The 22,883-nt window shown below is 70.6% G+C and carries 21 protein-coding genes and 1 tRNA gene; 5 read left to right on the plus strand and 17 right to left on the minus strand.

Annotation, left to right across the window (positions count from 1 at the left end):
• Positions 1-44: 44 nt before the first annotated feature.
• Positions 45-908, minus strand: coding sequence for a dienelactone hydrolase family protein (locus ACX9GQ_RS21035; protein ID WP_459631557.1), 864 nt, complete (start codon positions 906-908; stop codon positions 45-47).
• Positions 909-1,073: 165 nt separating this feature from the next.
• Between ACX9GQ_RS21035 and ACX9GQ_RS21040 the strand changes: the two genes are divergently transcribed.
• On the plus strand, positions 1,074-1,943 hold the full coding sequence (locus ACX9GQ_RS21040; RefSeq protein WP_459631558.1) for an RNA polymerase factor sigma-32: 870 nt from the start codon (positions 1,074-1,076) through the stop codon (positions 1,941-1,943).
• A gap of 7 nt (positions 1,944-1,950) precedes the next feature.
• Here the strand turns inward: ACX9GQ_RS21040 and ACX9GQ_RS21045 are convergent, their stop codons facing one another.
• Entirely contained in the window at positions 1,951-3,411 is a 1,461-nt protein-coding gene (locus ACX9GQ_RS21045; RefSeq protein ID WP_459631601.1) for a M48 family metalloprotease, read from the minus strand.
• Positions 3,412-3,451: 40 nt separating this feature from the next.
• Positions 3,452-4,213, minus strand: coding sequence for a hypothetical protein (locus ACX9GQ_RS21050; RefSeq protein ID WP_459631559.1), 762 nt, complete (start codon positions 4,211-4,213; stop codon positions 3,452-3,454).
• A gap of 126 nt (positions 4,214-4,339) precedes the next feature.
• On the opposite strand from ACX9GQ_RS21050, the gene ACX9GQ_RS21055 reads away from it, so the two are divergent.
• Positions 4,340-4,416, plus strand: a tRNA-Arg gene (locus ACX9GQ_RS21055).
• Between the two features lie 21 nt (positions 4,417-4,437).
• On the opposite strand, the gene ACX9GQ_RS21060 is transcribed toward ACX9GQ_RS21055, so the two are convergent.
• The 11 genes from ACX9GQ_RS21060 to ACX9GQ_RS21110 form a co-directional block, all read right to left on the minus strand.
• Complete coding sequence (locus tag ACX9GQ_RS21060; RefSeq protein ID WP_459631560.1) at positions 4,438-4,950, minus strand: GAF domain-containing protein; 513 nt, start codon at positions 4,948-4,950, stop codon at positions 4,438-4,440.
• A gap of 99 nt (positions 4,951-5,049) precedes the next feature.
• On the minus strand, positions 5,050-5,214 hold the full coding sequence (locus ACX9GQ_RS21065) for a hypothetical protein (RefSeq protein ID WP_459631561.1): 165 nt from the start codon (positions 5,212-5,214) through the stop codon (positions 5,050-5,052).
• Between the two features lie 135 nt (positions 5,215-5,349).
• Positions 5,350-6,396 (minus strand): aldo/keto reductase, encoded by a 1,047-nt coding sequence (locus ACX9GQ_RS21070; protein ID WP_459631562.1) that lies wholly within the window; start codon positions 6,394-6,396, stop codon positions 5,350-5,352.
• A 67-nt stretch (positions 6,397-6,463) separates the two neighbouring features.
• Entirely contained in the window at positions 6,464-7,672 is a 1,209-nt protein-coding gene (locus ACX9GQ_RS21075) for an AGE family epimerase/isomerase (protein ID WP_459631563.1), read from the minus strand.
• A gap of 4 nt (positions 7,673-7,676) precedes the next feature.
• Entirely contained in the window at positions 7,677-8,525 is an 849-nt protein-coding gene (locus tag ACX9GQ_RS21080; protein ID WP_459631564.1) for a carbohydrate ABC transporter permease, read from the minus strand.
• Positions 8,522-9,409, minus strand: coding sequence for a carbohydrate ABC transporter permease (locus ACX9GQ_RS21085; RefSeq protein WP_459631565.1), 888 nt, complete (start codon positions 9,407-9,409; stop codon positions 8,522-8,524). The genes ACX9GQ_RS21080 and ACX9GQ_RS21085 overlap by 4 nt, the downstream gene beginning before the upstream one ends.
• A gap of 52 nt (positions 9,410-9,461) precedes the next feature.
• A complete protein-coding gene (locus tag ACX9GQ_RS21090) occupies positions 9,462-10,757 on the minus strand; it encodes an extracellular solute-binding protein (protein WP_459631566.1) in 1,296 nt (431 codons plus the stop codon).
• Between the two features lie 173 nt (positions 10,758-10,930).
• Complete coding sequence (locus tag ACX9GQ_RS21095; RefSeq protein ID WP_459631567.1) at positions 10,931-12,190, minus strand: alkaline ceramidase; 1,260 nt, start codon at positions 12,188-12,190, stop codon at positions 10,931-10,933.
• Entirely contained in the window at positions 12,187-13,341 is a 1,155-nt protein-coding gene (locus ACX9GQ_RS21100; RefSeq protein WP_459631568.1) for an N-acetylglucosamine-6-phosphate deacetylase, read from the minus strand. Before ACX9GQ_RS21100 ends, ACX9GQ_RS21095 begins: the two co-directional genes overlap by 4 nt.
• On the minus strand, positions 13,332-14,102 hold the full coding sequence (locus ACX9GQ_RS21105; protein ID WP_459631569.1) for a sugar isomerase domain-containing protein: 771 nt from the start codon (positions 14,100-14,102) through the stop codon (positions 13,332-13,334). Before ACX9GQ_RS21105 ends, ACX9GQ_RS21100 begins: the two co-directional genes overlap by 10 nt.
• 10 nt (positions 14,103-14,112) lie before the next feature.
• On the minus strand, positions 14,113-14,877 hold the full coding sequence (locus ACX9GQ_RS21110) for a glucosamine-6-phosphate deaminase (protein ID WP_459631570.1): 765 nt from the start codon (positions 14,875-14,877) through the stop codon (positions 14,113-14,115).
• 178 nt (positions 14,878-15,055) lie between these two features.
• Between ACX9GQ_RS21110 and ACX9GQ_RS21115 the strand changes: the two genes are divergently transcribed.
• Positions 15,056-16,081: a LacI family DNA-binding transcriptional regulator gene (locus tag ACX9GQ_RS21115; RefSeq protein ID WP_459631571.1), complete on the plus strand. Its 1,026-nt coding sequence runs from the start codon at positions 15,056-15,058 to the stop codon at positions 16,079-16,081.
• Here ACX9GQ_RS21115 and ACX9GQ_RS21120 read toward each other — a convergent pair.
• On the minus strand, positions 16,068-17,222 hold the full coding sequence (locus tag ACX9GQ_RS21120) for a DNA topoisomerase IB (protein WP_459631572.1): 1,155 nt from the start codon (positions 17,220-17,222) through the stop codon (positions 16,068-16,070). The two genes, ACX9GQ_RS21115 and ACX9GQ_RS21120, sit on opposite strands and share 14 nt — an antisense overlap.
• Positions 17,223-17,304: 82 nt before the next feature.
• The gene (locus ACX9GQ_RS21125; protein ID WP_459631573.1) at positions 17,305-18,501 is read right to left on the minus strand and encodes a multicopper oxidase domain-containing protein; all 1,197 of its coding nucleotides are present in this window, start codon (positions 18,499-18,501) and stop codon (positions 17,305-17,307) included.
• 537 nt (positions 18,502-19,038) lie between these two features.
• Here ACX9GQ_RS21125 and ACX9GQ_RS21130 point away from each other — a divergent pair.
• Positions 19,039-19,437, plus strand: a complete 399-nt coding sequence (locus ACX9GQ_RS21130; RefSeq protein ID WP_459631574.1) for a hypothetical protein — start codon at positions 19,039-19,041, stop codon at positions 19,435-19,437.
• 82 nt (positions 19,438-19,519) lie between these two features.
• On the opposite strand, the gene katG is transcribed toward ACX9GQ_RS21130, so the two are convergent.
• The gene (katG, locus tag ACX9GQ_RS21135; RefSeq protein ID WP_459631575.1) at positions 19,520-21,727 is read right to left on the minus strand and encodes a catalase/peroxidase HPI; all 2,208 of its coding nucleotides are present in this window, start codon (positions 21,725-21,727) and stop codon (positions 19,520-19,522) included.
• A gap of 186 nt (positions 21,728-21,913) precedes the next feature.
• Here katG and ACX9GQ_RS21140 point away from each other — a divergent pair, with 186 nt between their 5' ends.
• The gene (locus tag ACX9GQ_RS21140) at positions 21,914-22,819 is read left to right on the plus strand and encodes a LysR substrate-binding domain-containing protein (protein WP_459631576.1); all 906 of its coding nucleotides are present in this window, start codon (positions 21,914-21,916) and stop codon (positions 22,817-22,819) included.
• Positions 22,820-22,883: the final 64 nt, after the last annotated feature.

Here is a 22,883-nt window from a genome sequence, read left to right on the forward strand (position 1 = left end):
GCCGCGTGTAGCGGAAGCGACAGGAGCTGTCCAACGCGCCGGGCTCAGCCCAGCGTCTCCCGGAAGAACGCGACGGTGCGCTGGAAGGCGAGCTGCGCCGCCTCCTTGCTGTAGCGCTCGGCGCTGGTGTCGTTGTGGAAGGCGTGGTTCACGCCCTCGTACATGAAGGCCTGGTATTTCACCCCGGCCGCCTTCAGCGCCGCCTCGTAGGGCGGGAAGGTGCCGTTGACGCGCGAGTCGAGGCTCGCGAAGTGCATCATCAGCGGGGCCTTGATGCGGGCCGCGGCCTCGGCGGGCGGCGCGACGCCGTAGAACACCACCCCGGCGCCGAGCTCGGGCTCGCGGGTGGCGATGATGTTGACCATGCCGCCGCCCCAGCAGAAGCCGACGGCGCCGACCTTGCCGTTGCTCATGGGATCGGCCTTCAGGAACGCCATGGCCGCCTTGGCCTGCCGCACGACCGCTTCGCCGTCGAGCTTGGCGAACATGTCCCGCGCCGCGTCGGCATCGGCCGGCGTGCCGCCCAGCGGGGTGAGGAAGTCGACGCCGAGCGCCAGAAACCCTTCCGCCGCGAAGCGCCGCGTCACGTCCTCGATATGGGCGTTCAGCCCGCGGTTCTCGTGGATGACGATGATCGCGCCGGTCTTGCCGCCGGACTTCGGCTTGGCGAGGTAGCCGGAGAGGTCGACGCCGTTGACCTGCGTCTTCACCCGCTGCGTGACGATCCGGCCGTCGGACTCGGGAACCTGCTGCGCATGGGCATAGTTCGGTTCGAGGACGGCCAGCGCCGCCGCCGCGGCTGCCGGCGACCCGGCCATGAGGCCGAGCCTTTCGAGGAACACGCGCCGGGCGAGCGGCTTGTGCGTGTACTCGTCATAGAGGTCGATGATGCGTTGTTCGAGCGCCATGAAGTTCGGTCCTCTCCCGCGGATGTTTGGGCGGCTCTGCCGGCCACCAGCCCAACCATGGGACCCGTCGCCCGAACTTCAAAGCACAACTGCGCGAGCCCGGCCGGGTGATCCGAAACCGGCAACCATCCGTAAAGCTACCGATTGGCGTGGGAGATCCCGGTCATGGGCGAGATCGCAGGCGTTCGTCGCACCTTCGTGAAGGCGGCCATGGATGCCCCTTTCCTGACCCGGGAGGACGAGCATGCGCTTGCCGTCCGCTGGAAGGACGAGGGCGACGAGGACGCCCTCCACCGCCTCGCCGCCGCCCACATGCGGCTCGTGATCGCCATTGCCGCCCGCTTCCGCCATTACGGCCTGCCGATGGCCGACCTGATCCAGGAAGGCCATGTCGGCCTGCTGGAGGCCGGCGCCCGGTTCGAGCCGGACCGCGAAGTGCGCTTCTCCACCTATGCCACGTGGTGGATCCGCGCGTCGATCCAGGACTACATCCTGCGCAACTGGTCCATCGTCCGCGGCGGGACCAGCTCGGCCCAGAAGGCGCTCTTCTTCAATCTGCGCCGCCTGCGCGCCCGCCTCTCGCAGGCCGCGGCCGGCGACGACACGGTGGACATCCACCAGGGGATCGCCGACGCCGTGGGCGTGTCCCGCGCCGACGTGGCGCTCATGGACGCACGCCTGTCCGGCAGCGACATGTCGCTGAACGCGCCGCTGACCGACGAGTCCAACGGCGCCACGGAGCGGATGGACTTCCTCGTCGACACGGCGCCCCTGCCCGACGAGACCGTGGGCGAGGCGATCGACAGCGAACGCCGTGTGCGCTGGCTGCGCTCGGCCCTGACGGTGCTGTCGGACCGCGAGCTCAACATCCTCCACGCCCGCCGGCTGAGCGAGGAGGCGGCCACGCTGGAGGCCCTCGGCGACAGGCTCGGCATCTCGAAGGAGCGCGTGCGCCAGATCGAGAGCCGCGCGATGGAGAAGCTGCGCCGCGCCCTCCTCGAGCGTCACCCCGACGCTGCCGCGGCGATGGTGTGAGCGCGGCCTACTCGACGACGATCTTGTAGGTCTGCCCCGGTTTCAGCGCGCCGCCCCGATCGAGGCCGTTCAGCACCATGAAGCGCTCGACGGGTCGGTCGAGCCCGCCCATCCGTGCCGCGATGCTCTCCGCCGTGTCCCCGGGCTTTGCCACGACGAGCGCCAGGCGGAGCGGGCGGACCGCGGCGATCTCGGACGTCGTCATCGGGCGGAAACTGTCGATGGTCTGCCGGAAGGCCCGGTCGATGTCCGGCGTGATGGCGCGGGCCGCGAGGATGAAGCGGTAGACGCCGTTACCGGACTGGATGGCCGCCATCCGGAAGCTCCACTCCTCCCCCCGCGCCGTGGCCGAGACGCCCGGCAGGCCGCTGACCATGATCTCCTCGATCGGCCCGACGGTGGCGCCTTCGATCCACCCCGACTCGAGATAGGCCGCCAGCGTCTGCCCCGCCGGCAGCTTGACGCTGTCGAAGCGCATGGCCTGCGACCCGCCGGCCCCGACGCCCGCCACCGCCACCGCGGAGTTCTCCAGAACGAATCCGGGCGGGGCCGCGAAGGTGAAGCCCAGCTGCGGGTGCAGGAACCGGTTGGCGCGCACCATCCCTTCCGCCGGATCGTCGCCGAAGGTGATGCCGTCGATGGCGGAGAGATAGGTCTTCCGGTCGTTCTCGCCGATGCCGGGCCCGGAGATCGAGCGGGCGGCACCCAGCGCCAGCGCGACACGCTCGGGCGTCGAGGGATGGGTCGAGAGGAAGTTCATGCCCTGCTGGCCGGACTTCTCGCCCATCATCGTCGCCCGCATGGCCGTCTGCCGGCCGAGCGAGGCGAGGAAGCGCGCCGCACCGTAGGGATCGAAGCCCGCCTTGGCGATGGTCTGAACGCCGATCTGGTCCGCCTCGAGTTCCTGCGAGCGGGAGAAGCTGGCGATCGAGAAGCGCGAGCGTGCCTGCACGACCTCGCCTGCGACGGGGTCTTCCAGCACCTCGGACACCACCCGGCTGACGAGCTGGGAGCGACGTTCCAGTTCGGCCCGCTGGTACGCGTGGTTGGCGGTGACGTGCGCAACCTCGTGCGCCATGACGGCGGCGATCTCGGACGTGTCGTTGGCCAGCGCCAGCAGGCCGCGCGTCACGTAGACGTTGCCGTTGGGCAGCGCGAAGGCGTTGACGACGGGCGAATTGAGGATCGTGACCTTGGGATCCGGGGTGCCGCCTGCCTTCGCCACGCGTCCCATGACGTCGTTGAGCATGCGCTCGGCCTGGGGCGAGCGGTACTCGCCGCCGAACATCCCGACGAGCTTCTTGTGCTCGCGCTGGGCAGGGCTGTCGAGCCCGGTGACACGAGGCGCCGCGGCCGGAACGGCCGGACCGGCGGAGGTGGGCAGGCCGAGCCGCTCGGCTGCGCAGCCGGCGAGCAGCAGGGCGAGCGCAACGGCAAGCACGAGCCGGCGCCCCTGTCCCGTCCGCATCACCGCCAAGTCACCACGTCCAAACACCACTCGGGCGATCCTACTCGAGGCGCTCCATCGCCTCCGGAACGGTGACCTCGATCCGGGGCCGCCCCGCTCCGCCAACGACGACGCCGCGCACGCGGACCCGCCGTCCCTCCATCGCGGCCATCGTCATGCCCGATGCCTCGAATCTCCGCAAGGACCGTTTCGAAAGGGTAACGGTCAGGCTTTCGCCCGACATCGTGCCAAAATTGAGGTAGACGACGGCCCGCCCGGCCCGGAGTCGGGATATCCGCCCCTCCACCACCCGATAATGGCCGTCCGCGGCGGCGATCTCGCCCGGCCGGTCGGCCGCGAGCATCCAGCCGCGCCCCCAGATGCCCCGTGCGGCGCGGCGGGAGGATGCCTCGGCCGCCAGCCACTCGCGCACGCAGCGCGACGGCAATCCGTCCGGCCGCAGCACGGCATGGCCCTCGGCAATGAGGTGAGCCTGGAGCGGCGTGGCGCTGCGCATCAGCACCATCGCCGTTCGACCCCAGCGGTCCGGGGGTCCGAGCGACACGGCCGAGACGGGCCCCTCCGACAGCCACGCTGCCGCCGCCCGTTCCGCCGCGTCGTCCGGCCGGCCGGCCGGCCATGCCACGCCCGCGAGGACCGCGGGGTTGCCCCCCACCAGCCACTCGCCGTCGCCGACCGAAAAGACATCCCCCGCCGGCCGCGCGCCCGGTATGCACGGGGTGGCCTCGACGGTCGCGGCCGGCGCCGCCGCGGCCGCGTGGGACACCAGGGCAAGGACGATGAGGAGGCCGCGGACGTTCACCGGCCGCCATGGTCGCGGGCCCCGCGACGACCGTCCACGCACCGGGAGTTGCGGAGCCGGGCGCCGACGGCGACCCGTGCGAGTGGCTGCAAATCGCGGACGACTGTGCTAGTGGATCGCCTGCGCGGTTCCGTAGCTCAGCAGGATAGAGCAGCGGTTTCCTAAACCGAAGGTCACAGGTTCGAGTCCTGTCGGGACCGCCATCCCGCCGCCGGCGAGGCCGATCAGGCCCCGCGCGCCAGTTTGGGCGCGCGCGCCCCGAACTGCTTCAGTTCGTTCAGCGCGATATGCGCGATGTTCTTCAGCACCAGCGTCTCGGACAACGTCATCCCGCGCGGCTTGCGGTCGATGATGCACAGGGAACCGACCCGCACGCCGTCGCCGAGCACGAGGGGTGCTCCGGCGTAGAAGCGGATGTGAGGCTCGCCGAGGACGAGCGGATTGCCCCGGAAGCGGGGGTCCTCGAGCGCGTCATGGACCACCATCACGTCGTCCGAGCGGATCGTATGGTCGCAGAAGGCGATCTCGCGCGGCGTGCCCTGCATCGCGAGCCCCTGCCGGCCGGCAAAGATCTGGTCGTCCCGCGTGAGGATCGTGACGAGCGCGACGGGGACGTCGAAATGCGAGCGTGCCACCTCGGCCACGTGGTCGAAGACGGCGTCGGGAAGGAAGGGAACCACTCCCAGGTCCCTCAGCGCCTCCAGGCGCCGGCGTTCGGCAAGTTCGGTGATGGACATTCGCGCCCCCGGTGTCAGGGCTTCGCTCTAGCCCCGCATCCCCTAAGGTCCGGTTGAGGTCGCCGTCGAAAGACGCGCCAATGCAGCGCCCGGGCCCACTCAGCGGTCGCGGTTCGGACGGCTGCGGCGGGCCGCCGACAGGGCCACGCCCGAACCAGCGACGCCTGCGCCGATGGCGAGCCCGGCCGGCAGCATGCCCAGCACGGCCGCCACGTCGACGACGAGCAGGGCGAGCACCAGCGAGACGATGGTCGTGTTGGACATGATGGGCCGCGGGGGACGACGACGCGGCAGAGTTTACAGAAGGTTGACGGTCCCGACGCAATGGGACCGATGTCCCCCGCCCGCCGGGACGATCGAACCATGCCCCTGGCCGGACGTCCGGTGGAGGCGGCGCGCCTAACGGGCGCCGGCGCCGCCCTTGTTCTGGTTGGTCCACATGATCGTCGCGTGCCGGCCGCCCGGCTCCCGCTCCAGTGCGTAGCAGTCCCCCGCGGGACCCGGCGCGCCTGCTATGGCGGCAGCGATCTCGGCCTCGTCCTGCGCCGTGAGCCGCAGCGCGTCCACCGCCACGATGTCGGCCAGGTGTTCCGCCGTGCGGGCACCGACGATGGCCGTCGCGACGCCGGGCCGATCCAGCACCCATCGTGTCGCCACCGCCGACAGGCTGACACCGTGGCGCCGGCCGACGCCGTCCAGCGCGCGCAGCAGGGCCTGGAACCGCTCCCAGCCGCCGAACTCGTCGATGATCAGCCGGTACTTCACCAGCGAGCGGTTGGCGAAGGGCGGCTCAGGATCGGCCGCGCCCAGCCACCGCGCCGAGAGGAAGCCGCCGGCGACCGCGCCGTAGCACTGCAGCGCGATGCCGTTCGCCGCCGCATAGGCGGCGAGCCCGTGCTGGGGACGACGGTCGAGGACCGAGTACTGCAACTGGTTCGAGACGAGGGGAATGCCGGCCTCGATGAAGGCCTTCAGGTGGGCCGTGTCGAAGTTCGTCGCGCCGATCAGGTCGATCTTGCCGGCCCGCTTCATGTCCGCGAGCCATGAGAGCGCGTCGACGGCCCCGGGCACGGCATAGTCCCACCAGTGGAACTGGACCATGTCGAGCCGCTCCACGCCGAGCCGCGACAGCGACCGGTCGACCAGCGCCTCGACCTCCGGCCGCTTGAGCGTGGGCAGCGCGTCCCGGTCCGGGACGATCTTGGTGTGGATCTTGACCCCGGCCGCCAGAGCGGGGTGCCGGCGGCGGAATGCGCCGATGGTCTCCTCGACGCCGATGTAGTGGTCGGCGCAGTCGAACGCCGTGACGCCGGCCTCGGCGAAGTGGCGCATGTCCTCCACGGCCTGCTCCTGCGCCACGGCCGGCCCGTGACGCTCCGCCAGCTGCCAGTTGCCCTTGACGATGCGGGACACCCGGTAGCCGGGTGCGATCTCGACGGTCTGCAAGCGCCTGTCTCCTGATCCTCGGGGGCGGATGATGGTCCGGTTCGCCGGCGCGGGTAAAGCCCGCGGCTCAGGCCGCATCCCCCGCGACGCGCAGCGCAGCCAGCAGGCTCAAGCCCGTATGGTAGCCGGGATCGAGGTCGGGGGTTGCCGGCACGACGTCGATCGGCCCGTCCGCCGTCAGCGTCTGGAATGCGACGGGCGGATCCACCCGCCAGTAGCGGGTGAAGAAGGCCTCGTCGGCGCGGCGCCACAGCGCGAGCGCCGCGGCATCCCGCGTCCGCGCGTGGAGGAGCGCCGCCGCGCGGATCGTTTCCGGCAGCGACCACCACGGGCAGTTCGGCGACGTGGGCCGGCCGCTGGCCAGCGACACCTTCAACGCGATGCCGGGGCCGTGGAAGCCGATGCGGGCGGTGGCGGCGAGGACGTCGCCGAGCGCCCTGACGGTGGCGTCGTCGTCCTGTCCCTCCAGCCATTCCAGGCCGAAGCCGGCGAACTCGATCGCGTGGCCCGGATTGCAGCCGTCCTCGCCCGGCACGTCGGCGAGCGTGCCGCCGGTCGTGCGATGGCGCGCCAGCACGTGGTCGATGAACCGCCGCCCGAATGCCGCCGCCTCGGCGAACCCGCAGTGCCGGAGCATCGCCGCGGCGCCGAGCAGGATCATCCGGGGGCCGTACTCGTCGCGGATCGAGCCGCCGGCCGCGTCGTCGAGCCGCTGCCGCTCGTCGGAGACAAAGCGCCCGTCCTCGATCGCCCGCACCACCTCCAGCAGCCGTTCCACGTGGGCGGCCGCTTCCGCCGGGGCGTAGCGAGCGGCGGCCGCCACGAGGCCCTTCCGGACGAACGTGTCGGAGAAGGTGAACAGGTCGCCTGCATCCGCCTGCGGGTGCAGGACGCCATCCGCGTCCGGCCACACCGGCTTGAGGTCGGCGTCGTAGGCGAAGTAGCCGTGCCCGTGCCGGGAATGGAGGTCTTTCAGTCCCGCGTAGAGGGCGCGCCCGGCCTCGTCAAGCCGCCGCGCGAGAGCGGGGTCCGTGGACTCGAAGAACGCGGCATGCGTGGCGATGGCCTCCAGCGCCCGGCCCTGGATCCAGCCGAAGGTGACGTCCGGTCCGCGCCATCCGTCCCCCGGCCCGTAGTCGCGCAGGGTGACCGCGTTCATCTTGGTGTCGACGAAGGCGCCGTGCCGGCGGGGACGGTCGAGCATCCAGCGCAGGGCCGCAGCGTTCGCCGCGACGTAGCGGGCGCGAGCCGCCGCGAGAAAGTCCGCCGTCTCCATCCGCTCAGTCCTTCAGCCCGCTGCTGGCGACGCCCTGCACGAAGTTCCGTCGCAGCAGCGAGAACACGATGATGGTCGGCACCAGCACCACCGTCGCGGCCGCGCTGAGGCGGCCGAGGTCGACGGTGAAGCCGGTCTGGAACAGGGCGAGGCCCACCTCGACGGTGTAGCTCTCCTTCGTCGTCGCGACGATCAGCGGCCACGTGAAGGCCGTCCACGCCTGGAAGAAGGCCAGCACGCCGAGCGCGCCCAGCGGACCGCGCAGCAGCGGCACGACCACCCGCAGGAAGATCCACCACTCCCCCGCCCCGTCGACGCGCGCCGCCTCGAGGAGTTCGTCGGGGATCGAGGCGATGACGTTCTGGCGGATGAGGAAGATGCCGAAGCTCATCACGAGGTAGCCGACCAGCAACCCAGCCGTGCTGTTCAGCAGGCCCATCTTCTGCACGTTGAAGAAGAGCGGGATCATGTAGACCTCGAACGGCACGATCGCCGTCGAGAGGATGATGGCGAAGATCACGTCGAGCGGCCGTGAGCGGAACTTCGCCAGCACGTAGCCGGTGATCGCCGAGGTCACCATGATCGCCGCCGTCGACAGCGTGGCGAACAGGAGGCTGTTCCACATCCAGCGCAGCAGCGGCGTATCGGCGAGCACCGCCGTCAGGTTGGAGAGCGTCGGGTCGCGCGGCAGGATGGCCGGCGGCCAGCGCAGGATGTCGGGCGGCGTCTTGAACGCGTTCGAGACCAGCAGCACCAGCGGCAGCAGCATCGCGAGGCAGAACAGGATCAGCACTGCATCGATGAGGCGCGCGGTGATCCGCTCGCGCGTCCGCGGTGACAGCGCGCCGCTCATGCCCGCCCCCGCTCGCGCAGCAGGCCGAACTGGATGCCGGTGAGCGCCAGCACGACGAGCAGCAGCACCACCGCCTCCGCCGCCGCGTAGCCCACGCGGTAGTTGCGGAAGCCGTTCTCCAGCATGTCGAGGACGAGCACCCGCACCAGATGCCCCGGCGCGCCCTGCGCGTCGGATGCGAGCACGAAGGCCTGCCCGTACACGTTGAAGCCGGCGACGAGAGTCACCACCGAGACGTAGAGCGTGATCGGCTTGAGCAGCGGGACCGTGACGTAGAGGAAACTCTGCACCGGCCCGGCGCCGTCGAGCTTCGCCGCCTCGTAAAGCGACACCGGCAGGTTCTTGATGCCGACGAGGAAGATCAGCACCGCGTAGCCCAGCGTCTGCCAGGCGCACAGCACGATGATGGAGACGACCGAGAGGACGGGATCGAACAGCCATGCCTTCGGCGCGACGCCGAACACCGACAGCACCGCGTTGAGGGGACCGAGGCGCGCGTCGAAGATCCATTTCCAGGCCATCGCCGCCGGCACCAGCGACACGACGTGGGGCAGGAAGATCGACGTCTCGTAGAAGGCCGAGAGGCGCGACGAGGTCCGCGCGTGGATCAGGGCCGCCAGCACCATCGCCAGCGGGATCGTCAGCGCCAGAACGCCGAAGGCGATGATGGTGGTGTTGCGCAGCGCCTCGAGGAAGAGGGGATCGGTGGAGAGCTCGACGAAGTTCTCCAGCCCGACGAAGGGCCTGACCTTCGAGATCAGGTTCCACTCGTGGAGGCTGAGGAACAGCACGTCCCCGATGGGATAGAGGCGCACCCACGCATAGATGGCGAGGGTGGGAAGCAGCGCGGCGACAATGAAGGTCCAGCGCGCGCGAGCGATCATCGGGGGAATCCGCGGCCGGACGGGGAGGCGTTGCCGCCTCCCCGCTCGAAGGTCACTTGGACGCCAGAAGGCCGGCGCGGCGCAGGATCGTGTCGGTCTCCGCCGCCGCGTCCTTCAGAACCGCGTCGATGGCGGCGTCGTTGCCGGCGAGCGACGGGTCGCCGAACGCCTTCACCAGCCGGGCGGCGAGGCGCGACAGGATCTCCTCGACCGGGGCGATCGCCGGCAGCGTGAAGAACGCGTAGTCCTTCGGGTAGCTGACGAAGGCCTTGAAGGCAGGCTTGCGGGCAACGACCGGGGCGTAGTCCACGTCCTTGCGGTTCGGCAGCCAGCCGACGTTGTCGAGCAGCCACACGGCGTTCTCGGGGCTGTTGGCGGCGAGCGCGAAGTCCCAGGCCACGCGCGCCTTCTCGCCCTCGTTCGGCGTGTAGATGAACACCGGCGCGACGATGGTGCCGCGCGGCAGCAGCGCCGTGGCGTACTTCAGGTTCGGCGCCTTCTGCGCGATGTCGCCGATCACCCACGACTCGCGGATGAACATCGCCGTCTGCTCGCGCTCGAAGGCGTCGGCATCCGCCGGCATTTCCGGCGTCACGACCTTGTGGACGTGGACGTTGTCGATGTACTGGCGCAGCGTCTTGCGGCCGGCCTCGGTGGCGTAGGTCGTCAGCCACTTGCCGTCGGCCTGCTCCTCGATGAGGTTGCCGCCGTTCTGGAACAGGTTGATCCAGAACTTCTCGGCGATGCCCGCTCCGCCGCCCGAGAGGCGCATGCTCCAGCCGCTGACGGTGGCCACGCCCTGCGCGTTGCGCTGCGTCAGCTTCTTCGCGTACTCTGTGTAGTCCGCGAGCGTCTTCGGCGGCTCGGCGAGGCCCGCCTTCGCGAACATCTCGGTGTTGTAGAAGAGAGCGCCCTGGCCGCGGAACAGCGGCATGCCGTAGACCTTGCCGCCGACGCTCGCCGTCTTCTGGATGAAGGCGTCGTAGTAGGTCGTGTTTCCGACGAACTGGCCCACGTCGGCCGGCGCCGGCTTCAGAAGCGAGGCCTCGATGTAGCGTTGCGCGGTCGAGTTCGCGAGTTCGATCACGTCGGCCGCGGAGTTGGAGGGCAGGGCGAGCGCGAGCCGCTTCTCGTGCTCGCGCAGCGGGATCGCCTCCACCTTCACCTGCAGGTTCGGGTACTTGCCTTTCAGGCTCTCGCCCACCTTCTGGTAGAACGGCACCATCTCGGGATAGCCGCTCCAGACCGTGAGGGTCTGGGCCTGCGCCGAGGCCGCGCCGAGCGCGAGGCCCATGGCGGTGGCGGCGAGCGCGAGGACGGCGCGGCGGGACGTGTGAGCGATGGCCATGGGTCTCCCCTCCGGTAGGGATGAACGACGCTGGATGAAGCGCTGCGGCGGCCGGGCCGGGTCCCCGCGGGGCCGGGGCGACCGGGCCTCGTGGGCCTGCGACGGACGTCGGAAACAGGATGCAAGGCTGTCGTGCAACCGGTTGCGTGTCAAGCGAACGCCAGCACGGTTCATCACGCCTCCCGGACCCCCGTCCCGAGGTTGATGACGGCCTCCGCCAGTCGCTCGGCCGAGCCCGCCGCATAGCCGGCCGGCATGCCGTAGTAGCGGTGCGCCTCTTCGACCTCGTAGCCGCCGCTGGCATACTCGCCCACCGGCGGCAGATAGCCGCGGCACTCGTGCGCATACCCCACGACCATGCAAGGCGCCGGCAGCGCTGCGCGCACCGCGACGCCCGTTTCTGCAAAGATTTCCCCGGGCAACGCGGCGAGCGTGAACGCTCCCCAGCGCAGCACGCCGACCCGCGTGGGGAGCGGCAGCAGCGGCTCGCGGGCCAGCGTGCGCGACCAATCGAGCCACGCGGCGAAGAGCGCGCGGCGGCCGGGATCGGGCTCCGACAGGGTTCTGCGAGTCCACTCCGCGGCCAGCTCGGACAGCCGTCCCTCCTCCCGGCGGTCGAGGTGCAACAGGACGTCCGCGGCAGCACCAGAGCAGGAATTCAATGCAACCGGTTGCATGATCGCGGTCAGTGCCGAGGCCGCCACGCGCCCGCCGACGCGGTCCGCCTCGGCGAAGGTGCGGGCCGGATTCGCGGCGGTCGTGATCGACCCGTGGGCGGTGTGGCCCGTGTTGGCGTCGCCGGCGCAGCCGGTGAGGAACAGCGCGACGGTCCCCGGATGCGCCGTCTCCACCGCCTCACGCACGACGGCGGGATAATCGGCCGTGTAGAGCCGGTTGTCCGCGCCCAGCACCACCGGGTGGCAGGCGTGCGAAACGAGATGGGCGATCGGCGTGCCGTCGTCTGCCATGACCGAGAGCACGGGGACGTCGGAGTCCGTGAGCCCTCCCGCATGCCGCCGGTTGCGAGCCACCCCGGGGTCGCCGCCACGGCCGAAGGCGAGCCGTGCCGGCCGCCGTCGCGCCAACGCGGCGAGCGCCGCCTCGACGCAACCGTCCTCCAGCCGCTGCAGGAAGACCGGGTCGGCCGCCGTGCCGAGCCCCGTCAGGGTCGAGACGGGACCGCCGTGGTTGTGCAGCGCCGCCGTGACGATGGCTGCGTCCGGCAACGGGATGCGCCGGCGGATGCGGGCGCTCGTCTCCGGCGACAGGGCGACGACGTCCGCCACCACGAGCACGGTGTCTCCCACCGCCAGCGCCCGCGCGGTCAGGGGATCGTGTACCCCGGTGGCGGGTTCCGAGCGTGCCACGAAACCCGCCATGAGAAGGCCGGGCGGCGGCGTGATGTCGACGACGGCCGCGCCGGCGCCGATCACGATGCATCTCCAGCGAGTCGTCCGGTGGCGAGATCGACGCCCTGGCCGGCCACGACCACCGCCTCGAGGCGAGGCGGGCCGGCACCGCCCATCCCGGACAGGAGGACGAAATCAGCCGGCATCCCCGGGTCGAGCGTCCCGGCCTTCAACCCGGCCGCGCGGGCGGGGTTGCCGGAGACCATCGCGATCGCTTCATCCGGCCCGAAGAGCCTCACCAGCAGCGGCAGCGCATCGAAGAGCGTGCGGGCGGCGCCCGCGAGGTAGGGCGTGCCGCGCACGCCGAGCCGCCCGTCCGCCGTCAGCTCGACCTCCCCGCCGATGGGCTGGCGGTACACGCCCGGCGGCAGCCCGCCGAGCGCCGTGACGTCCGAGACGGCGACGCAGCGCCCTGCCCCTTTGGCGCGCGCCATCGCCTTCAGCGTATCGGCAGGCAGGTGGTGCCCGTCGGCGATGAAGGTCGCCGTGAGCCGATCCTCGGCGAGTTGCGTCCACAGGATGTTGGGATGGCGCGGCAGCGTGGCGGCGATGCCGTTGCCGAGATGGGTCGAGAAGGTGGCCCCCGCGTCGACGGCCGAGAGCACGTCGGCCGGCGAAGCGTCGGTATGGCCGATGGCGACGCGGATGCCCTCGCGGGCCAGGGCGGCAACGTAAGCCGCCGTGTCCGGCCAGTGGGGCGACAGCGTCACCATCCGCACCCGGCCGCCGCTCGCCTCCTGCCATCGGCCAAACAGCGCGAGGTCGGGCGGCCTCACGTCCGCCAGCGGATGGGCGCCGCGCGGCCCGTCCACCGGGGAGATGTGCGGCCCCTCCACATGCAGGCCGGCCACCGCGTGGCCGACCTCCGGGAAGGCCTCGCAGGCCTCGGCGATGGCGCGCATGGCGCGCAGCATCCGCTCCTCCGGGGCCGTGATCAGCGTCGGCAGCAGGGTCGTCGTGCCGGTCGCCCGCAGGGCACGCACAAGGTCCAGCACGGTCCGCGGCGTCAGGTGTTCCCCGTTCAGGTCGTGGCCGGCATAGCCATTGACCTGGAGGTCAACGAAGCCGGGCGCGAGCCAAAGCCCGGAGCCGGCATCGCCGGGACCGACCGCGCGGATGCGGCCGTTCTCGACCTCGACGGAGAGGTTCGACGCGGCAATCCGCGTCACAGCCACCGCACGCGCTCCCGGAAGCGGTGCAGGAAGCGCGCGTTGGCCTCGTCGCCGCCGGGTGCGTTGCCGCTGCGCCAAACCGGGGGCTCCACGCCCCGCTCGACCAGTTTCGCCACCGTGCGGATGACGAGGCAATTGAGCGCGAAGGCGTTGGCGAAGGTCGACACCGCGGCGATCCGCGATTCGAACCCCGGCACGGAGACGGCGACGTCACCGATGTCGACCTTGGTGTCGACGGCGATGTCGACGAGGTCGTGCAGGTTCTGCTTCGTGGGGTGGCGGGCCGGATGCTCCGGCGCCGTCCGCGACGCGTGCCGGCGCGAGCTGATGCCGATGAGGAACACGCCGCCGTTGCGCGCCTCGATGGCCGCGTCGATCAGCGCCGCGTTGATGCCGTAGGCGTTGACAAGGATGAGGAGGTCGCCTTCGCCCAGCCGGCGGTCCGAGATCACGATCCGGCCATAGCCCGGCGTCCGCTCGACCGCCATGGAGCGCAGCGCGCCGTTGGAGAGCAGCGTGCCCTCGTCGAGGATGGCGGAGACGTGCATCAGCCCGCCGGCGCGGAAGAAGATCTCCTGTGCCGCGAGGTTGGAATGCCCGCCGGGGCCGTAGACATGGACGAGCCGGTCCGCGGCGATCTGATCCGCCACCCGCGTCGCGGCACGGTCGAGCGGATCCCGTTCGTCGCGCAGGATCTCGCCCATCAGGGCCGTGACGCTGGCGAGGTAGCCCTCGCAGAGGGCGTCGGCGTCGATGGCGGTCATGGCGTCTCCCTCACCGGGGGTCGGACTGCGCGTCGAGGTAGAGCGTGCAGTGCGGATGGCGGCGCAGCGCCGTGGCGGGGCAGGCCTCGCCATAAGGTCCGAAGAGCGTGGCCCGCACGGCATCCCGCTTCTGCGGGCCGGGGACGACGCAGACCATGCGGTCGCAGTCCAGCAACCGCGGCACGGTGAGCGTCAGCGCATGGGTCGGTACGGCGGCCAGCGAGGGGAAGCAGGCGTCGTCCACCTGCTGCTGCCGGCAGATGGCGTCGAGTTCCACCACCTTGACGGCCAGCGGGTCGCGGAAGTCGGCGACCGGCGGATCGTTGAAGGCGATGTGCCCGTTCACGCCGATGCCGAGGCAGACGATGTCGACGGGTGCCTCGGCGAGACGCCGCGCGTAGTCGGCCGCGCACGCCTCGGGCGATGCGAAGGCTTCGGGCCGGATGAGGTGCACGGCGCCGAATGGCAGGCGTTCGAACAGCGCGCGTGTCAGCCAGGCGCCGAAGCGTTCCGGCGCGCCGGGGGCGAGGCCGACATACTCGTCCATGTGGAAGGCGGTGACGCGGCTCCAGTCGAGCCCCGGCGTCGCGACCAGCGCATCGAGCATCTCCTGCTGGCTCGGTGCCGCGGCGAACACCATGCGCGCCGCGCCCTTGCGGGCCAGCACGTCGCGCAGGTGCGAGGCGGCCTCGGCGGCCGCCGCCTCGCCCATGGCGCGCCGGTCGGGGAAGCTTCTGACGGGAATCGACGCCTCGGCGGCGGGCGCGGACGACATGGTGAGGGTCCTGTCGAGGCCTCGCTGGCGGCTGCGCCGGCCGGGCCCCTGCGACGTCGAGCATTCTCTGCAACCGGTTGCATGTCAAGGCGACGAGCCCTCTGCGCCCATAGCGCAACCGCGACGGTCGGTGCTACGACAGTCGGGGCCGCGCCGGGGCGGCCGGAGGGTCGGTGGCATGGACGAGCCCCGTCGCGGAAGGCCGACGATCCGCCAGGTGGCGGATGCTGCGGGCGTGTCCCGCGCCACCGTCTCCCGCGCCTTCACCCGGCCGGCGATGCTCGGGCAGGCGACGGTCGACCGCATCCGGTCCATCGCCGCCGAGATCGGCTACCAGCCGAACCAGGCGGCCCGTGCGCTCAGCACGGGGCGGCACGGCAACATCGCGCTGATCGTGCCGGACGTGGCCAATCCCTTCTTCCCGCCCCTCATCAGGGGAGCGCAGGCCCGCGCCGACCTCGATGGCCTCTGCCTCTTCCTCGGCAGCTCCGACGAGACGCCGGAGCGCGAGGACATGCTGGTCGGCAAGTTCGCCGGGCAGGTGGAGGGTATCATCCTCGTCTCGTCCCGGCTTGACGAGGCCCGCATCCGCCAGCACGCCGAACGGGTGCCAATCGTGCTGATCAACCGTGACGTGGAGGGGCTGCCCCGCGTGCTCATCGACAGCACGCCCGGCATCACCGCCGCGGTCGAGCATCTCGCCGGGCTCGGCCACCGCTCGATCTGCTACGTCGCCGGTCCGGCGGGCTCGTGGTCCAACCAGCAGCGCCGGAAGGCGGCGCGGGCCGCGGCCAAGCGGCTGGGGATCGAGCTCGTGGCGGTGACGGCACAGCGGGCGAGCTTCGAGGCGGGGCGCGACACCGTGCCCGCCGTGGTCGCCACCGGGGCGACCGCCGCCGTCGCGTTCGACGACGTGACCGCGCAGGGACTGCTCGTCGGCCTCGCGGAGCGTCGGATCGGCGTGCCCGACCGCTTCAGCGTGATCGGCTGCGACGACGTGCTCGGGGCCACGACCTATCCGTCGCTCACTACCGTCTCGGCGAGGCTGGACGAGGCCGGCGAGGTGGCGCTCGACGTGCTGGGAGACGTGCTGCGGCGCCGCTCGATGCGGGAGATCCGCTACGTGCTGGACACCCACCTCGTCGTGCGCGGAAGCACCGGCCCCGCCCCGCGCGCGCCCGGCCCGCGGATCACGCCCCTCTGACGCTCTTCCCGTGCTGCGCGGCAGAGGCTGCAAGCCGCCGCGCCAGCGAAGCCCGCGGCGGCCGCGCGTCCTGCAGCCGCGCGCGCAGAAGGTCGAGAAGGGCGACCTCCTCCGGACGCAGCGCGGTGCCTTCCTCGGCCAGTCCCTCCTCGATCTCCTCGCTCACCTCGGCCAGGAGCGAACCTTCGAGATACGCGTCCACCACATGGGGATGCACGTAGCACTTGCGGCAGATCGTGGGGGTGTTGCCGAGCCGTGCCGCCACCCGCTCGATCGCCGCCTTGACGCTCTTCTTCGTCCGCGCGTCGGGATCCAGCTGCTCGAACTCCCGCAGGGCCAGCGCCGCCAGCACCGTCCCGTGCCAGGTTCGCACGTCCTTCGCGGTGATGTCGCGTCCCGTCGCCTCCCGCAGGTAGGCGTTCACGTCGGAGGAGCCGACAGGCTGCCGCGCGCCATCCTCGTCGATGTACTGGAAGAGGTGCTGGCCGGGCACGTCCTGGCAGGCCTTGACGATGCGTGCGATCCGCCGGTCGCGGACGCTGAGGCGCCAGGTCCGTCCGCTCTTGCCCTTGAAGGCGAACCGCAGCTCGCCCCCCTCGACCGCGACATGCCGGTCACGCAGTGTCGTCAGGCCGTAGCTGCCGTTCTGCCGCGCATAGTCGGGATTTCCGACGCGGATGAGCGTGCTTTCGAGGAGATGCACCACCGTGGCGAGCACCTTCTCGCGCGGCAGTCCCTTGCGGGCCATGTCCGCCGCGACACGCTGCCGAAGGGCCGGGAGCGCGGCCGCGAAGGCCATCATGTGGTCGAACTTGGCGCTGTCGCGGATCTCTCGCCACCGCGGGTGGTAGCGATACTGCTTGCGTCCGCGTGCGTCGCGCCCCGTCGCCTGGATGTGCCCGCGCTCCGACGGGCAGATCCAGACGTCCGTCCACGCCGGTGGGATGGCAAGCGAACGGATGCGCGCCAGCGCCGCCTCGTCGCGTACCGGCCTTCCGCGGTCGTCGCGGTAGACGAAGCCCTTGCCCGCCCGGCGCCGTCTCAGCCCCGGCTCGCCGTCATTGACATAGACGAGGCCGGCCGACATCGCCGCGTCCTGCGGGTCGACGATGCCCTCTTCCGCGTCCGTCCTCTCGTCCACGCCCGTGTCCCGGTCCGGCCAGGACGGGACAACGGGGTGCAGACCTGCCGGTTCCGGCCGGAGCCGGGGGAAGGCGTGCCGCTCAGACGATGTCGATGTTGGAGAAGGCGTAGCCCTCGTAGACCGGGTCGCCCGCATTGTGACGGCGGCCGGTCACCCAGTCGAAGAACTCGAACTCGGCGCGGAAGCTCCGTCCCTTCGTCGCAAGCGCCCGGTTCTCGGGCGAGCCGAGGTCGATGATCACCTCGTAGCGCGTGGCGGTGGCGAGCCTGAAGTCCTTGACCTCGCGGGTCGGGCCGACGGGCTGCGGAGCGTTCCACGGCTGGTTCAGCGCGTGCCCGTCGACCGAGACGATCGTCGCGTCGAGCCCGCCGAGCGCCACGCGCATCTGCGAGTAGGACGCGTTGATCATGCGGATCAGGATCTTCTGGCCCGGCCGCGCCGTGATGCGGCCCTTGGCATTGGCCACGCCCGCCCGTGACGGCGTCCCCGTGACGAGGAAGTACTTCGGCTCGAAGATGTTGAGGCCGACGTCCTCGCCGCACAGGCCGTCGCCATGCTCGAGCAGGTGCCAGCGTGGATCGATGTCGTCGAAGACCCACATCTGCTCGACGTCGTAGAGCGGGCCGCCCTCGAACACCGCGATCCGCCCCGACGCATCGGGCTTCGGATCCACGATGATGGCGCCGTACAGACCCATCTCGAAGTGCAGCGGCGTGTTGACGTGGCAGTGGTAGATCCACGTCCCGCAGGTGTTGGCCTGCCACTGGTAGATGTACTCGTCGCCCACCTCGAACGAGACGTGGCCGACGCCGTCGTTGAACGGCGTGGGCTCGATGCCGTGGTGGTGGATGGTATGGGCGCCCTTGGCCGACTTCAGCCGCACATGGACGAGGTCGCCCTGCTGCACGCGCATCAGGGGCGACGGGACCGCACGCGACTTGCTGCCGATCCGCTCGTCCTGGAAAACCCAGAAGTCGAGGATCTTGCCGTCCGGCATGGTCATCGTGTGGCTGGCGATCTTGCGGTCGAACCACACGGTGGCGGTCTGCCAGTCCGGGGTCGGCGGGTCGGCCTTGTAGACCTTGCAGCCGAACGTCTCGTAGTTCTCGAGGCCGCCCGTCGACAGCGTCCTGAAGTCAGGCATGCCGCCGCTGTACGGCCCCGGGCCCGGCGCGCCCGTCGTCTTCGGGCCGAGGGTGGCGGTCTGGGCCAGGACCTCGCCGGCAGCGAGGGTCGAGGCTGCGGTCACGGTCGTGGCTGCTGTCGCATTCGACATGGGGGGTCCGTCCTGCTCGCAACTGCGTCGCAGACCCGACATCTCAACGCGGGGAGCGGGAGCGCGGCCGGGCCGCTACTTCGCTTCAAGGTTGAGAAAGCCTGAACCTGCTCATGAAAGCTGTAGCGAAAACGGGCCAGCGCTTGAACGGACCAAAGCGGGCCTCGGGCGTCCATCGAAGGTCCCATGATCGCGGGTCGAAGGTCCGGCAGCGTGAGCGTGGCGCCTCGTCGCGCAAAGGTTTTGTATATCCACGGCGCAGGATCGTGAGTTGTGGCGTCGGGAGCTGACGTCATGCGCCTTCGACGAAGGCCTCACTCCGGTGCTAATGCACACAAATTAGGCCTATACTCAGCCATCCTGAGCGGCTGTTCTTGTCTCTACCGTGGTCCGACAGGATTCTTGCGGGAGATGAACGGATCGGGATCCGCAGCGATCGGGTTCCGGTACCGGCTCGGACGGATGGTTATCCGCCGTTAACGTGGTGTCTGCTCCGGCCACAACAGAGCCTTTCACGACCGGTGGTAGGCGTGATGCATGCTCCACCGATCCCTGCGTGCAGTTCTCGCTCTCCTGGCCCTGGCAGCGCCCGGTGCGGCGCTTGGCGACGAGCGCGGCGTCGAGGACAGGCCGATGCCCGTCCTCGATACGGCCCGGTACTGCACGTTGCAGGCGGCGGCAAACGAGGGCCGCTACGACCGAAGGCAGTGCGACGCCGACGAGGCTCGCAGCGCGAGCATCGTCGGCCGCCAGTGGGCCTTCATGCCCGACGAGGTGCGGATCAACTGCGCTTCCATCGCGAGGGGCGAGCGAGGCTCGTACTTCGTGCTCGAAGCCTGCCTGCGCAACTACGGCCGCCCGTTCTGGCGGACCTTCGCCGACGAGGGCCGGGCGGGCGACCGCTACCAGCAGTTCACGAAGGCGTTTCGGCGTTGAATGAAGCTTCGCGGCGCGCCGCCGGAGAGAGTGCCGGCGGGCGCGGCACGATGGCCGCGCCCGCCGGGCATCACATGCGTGATCAGGCGAGGTCGAACCGGTCGAGGTTCATGACCTTCGTCCAGGCCTTCACGAACTCCGAAACGAACCGGCCCTTACTGTCGTCGCTGGCATAGAGCTCGGCCAGCGCGCGCAGCTGCGAGTTCGACCCGAAGACGAGGTCGACGCGCGTCGCCGTCCAGCGCGGAGCGCCGGTCTTGCGGTCGCGGCCCTCGAAGACGTCCTCCTGCGAGGTCGACTCCTTCCACACCGTGCCCATGTCGAGCAGGTTGACGAAGAAGTCGTTGGTCAGAACGCCGGGCCGCGCCGTGAAGACGCCATGCGCGGTGCCGCCGGTGTTGGCGCCGAGCACGCGGAGCCCGCCCAGCAGCACCGTCATCTCCGGCGCAGTCAGCGTCAGCAGCTGCGCGCGGTCGACGAGCAGCTCCTCGGCCGAGACGGTGAAGCGGGTCTTCTGGAAGTTGCGGAAGCCGTCCGCCTGCGGCTCCAGCACCGAGAAGGACTCCGCATCCGTCTGCTCCGCCGTGGCGTCGGTGCGCCCCGGCGTGAACGGCACGGCGACGTCATGCCCCGCCGCCTTGGCGGCCTTCTCGACGCCCGCATTGCCCGCCAGCACGATGAGGTCGGCGAGCGATACCTTCTTGCCGCCCGTCAGGGAGGCGTTGAAGCGCTGCCGGACGCCTTCGAGCGTGTCGAGCACGCGGGCGAGCCGGGCCGGCTCGTTCGCCGCCCAGTCCTTCTGCGGCGCGAGGCGGATGCGCGCGCCGTTGGCACCGCCGCGCTTGTCCGACCCGCGGAAGGTCGAGGCCGACGCCCACGCCGTGAAGACGAGGTCCGCCACGGAAAGGCCCGAGGCAAGCACGGCCTCCTTGAGCGCCTTTGCGTCGGCGGCGTCGATCAGCGGATGGTCGACGGCCGGGACGGGGTCCTGCCAGATCAGGTCCTCGGCCGGCACTTCCGCGCCGAGGTAGCGGACCTTCGGGCCCATGTCACGATGGGTCAGCTTGAACCAGGCGCGGGCGAAGGCGTCCGCGAACTGGTCGGGGTTGGCGTGGAACCGCTTCGAGATCTCGGCATAGGCCGGGTCGACCTTGAGCGCCATGTCGGCGGTCGACATCATCAGCGGCACGCGCTTCGAGGGATCGTGCGCGGCAGGCGCGTGGTCCTTCTCGGCGAGGCCCTTCGCCGCCCACTGCCAGGCGCCGGCGGGGCTCTTCACGAGCTCCCACTCGTAGCCGAACAGCACGTCGAAGTAGCCCATGTCCCACTTGACCGGATTGGACGTCCAGGCGCCCTCGAGGCCGCTGGTGATCGTGTCGCCGCCCTTGCCCGAGCCGTAGGTGCTGAGCCAGCCCAGCCCCTGCGCCTCGATGCCGGCGCCCTCCGGCTCGCGGCCGACATGCGCCGCGTCGCCCGCGCCGTGCGTCTTGCCGAAGGTGTGGCCGCCGGCCACGAGCGCGACGGTCTCCTCGTCGTTCATCGCCATCCGCGCGAAGGTCTCGCGGATGTCGCGGGCCGACGCAGCCGGGTCGGGCTTGCCGTTCGGGCCTTCCGGGTTGACGTAGATGAGGCCCATCTGCACCGCGGCGAGCGGGCTTTCGAGGTTGCGCTCGCCGGTGTAGCGCTTGTCGCCGAGCCAGGTGTCCTCGGAGCCCCAGTAGATGTCCTCCTCGGGCTCCCACACGTCGGCGCGGCCGCCGCCGAAGCCGAAGGTCCGGAAGCCCATCGACTCGAGGGCGCAGTTGCCCGCGTAGATCATCAGGTCGGCCCAGGAGATCTTGTCGCCGTACTTCTGCTTGATCGGCCACAGCAGGCGGCGCGCCTTGTCGAGGTTGGCGTTGTCAGGCCAGCTGTTGAGCGGCGCGAAGCGCTGCGTGCCCGAGGAGGCGCCGCCGCGCCCGTCCGCCGTGCGGTAGGTGCCGGCGCTGTGCCACGCCATGCGGATGAAGAGCGGCCCGTAGTGGCCGTAGTCCGCCGGCCACCACTCCTGCGAGGTGGTCATCAGCTTGAACAGGTCCTCGCGCAGTGCCTTCAGGTCCAGCGTCTTGAACGCCTCGGAATAGCGGAAGGCCGGCCCCATCGGGTCGGACAGCGCGGAGTTCTGGTGGAGGATCCGCAGGTTCAGCTGGTTCGGCCACCAGTCGCGGTTCGACAGCCCGCCGACGGTCGTCGGCATCCGGGCGCCGTGCATGACGGGGCACTGGCCTGACTTCTCGACTTTCGCGTCCATGGTTTCCTCGTTGTCTCGTGGTGACGGGCGGCAGTCGTCCGGAGGAAGCAGCGACCCTGCGCCCTGCACAGGGTCCGGGCCATTGACACAGGTCAGAGGCCCTCGCTCACGACTCGGCGTGATCTCTAGCAGAGCAGCACGATAGGCCTAAGTTGGATTATCTGATGGCTCTGATAACTATAGATTATGACCAACTTCACGCTCCGGCAGCTCCGCTATTTCCAGGCCCTGGCTCAGCACGGCCACTTCGGCCGCGCCGCGGAGGCCTGCTCCATCTCGCAGCCCGCCTTGTCGGTGCAGATCAAGGAGCTGGAGGAGGCGCTCGGCGCCGACCTGATCGAGCGCGGTGCGCGCCAGGTCCGCCTCACCAGTTTCGGCGAGGCCTTCGCGAGCCGATCTCGCGACGTCCTCGCCGCGGTCGACGACCTGGCCGAGCTCGCCCGCTCGTCCCGCGACCGGCTCGTCGGGCGCCTGCGGATCGGCGTCATCCCCACGGTGGCTCCCTACCTGCTCCCCACCCTCATCGGCAACCTGCAGCGGATGAACGGCGACCTCGACATCCGCATCCGCGAGACCCTCACCGACAAGCTGATCCAGGACATCGCCGACGGGCGGCTCGACACCGCCATCGTCGCCCTCCCCGTCTCGGAACCGTCGCTCGCGGAGGCGCCGCTGTTCTCCGAGCGCTTCGTGCTCGTGCGGCCGCAGGCCGACGCGGGGAAGCCCGTGCCGCCGCCCGACATGCTGCGCGAGATGCGCCTGCTGCTGCTGGAGGAAGGCCACTGCTTCCGCGACCAGGCCCTGTCGTTCTGCAACCTGGCGTCGGCCCCGCCCCGCGACATCCTCTACGGCAGCTCGCTGTCGACATTGGTGCACATGGTGGGCGCGGGAATCGGCGTGACGCTGATCCCCGAGATGGCGGTGCCCGTGGAGACCCGCTCCGCCGCCGTGTGCGTGGCGCGGTTCGACGGGACGGAGCCGGCGCGGACCATCGGGATGGTGTGGCGCCGGACGAGCCCCCTCGCCCGCCAGCTGGCCCAGGTGGCGGAGGTCGTGCGCGCCTCGGCCCAGGAGGTCCGCGATCGGGCCTGACGGTCGCGGTGCTCCGCCATTGCTGAAGCGCGTTCAGCAATCGCCCGAAACAAACCGTTTGATT

This window comes from Alsobacter sp. R-9 (assembly GCF_054612375.1).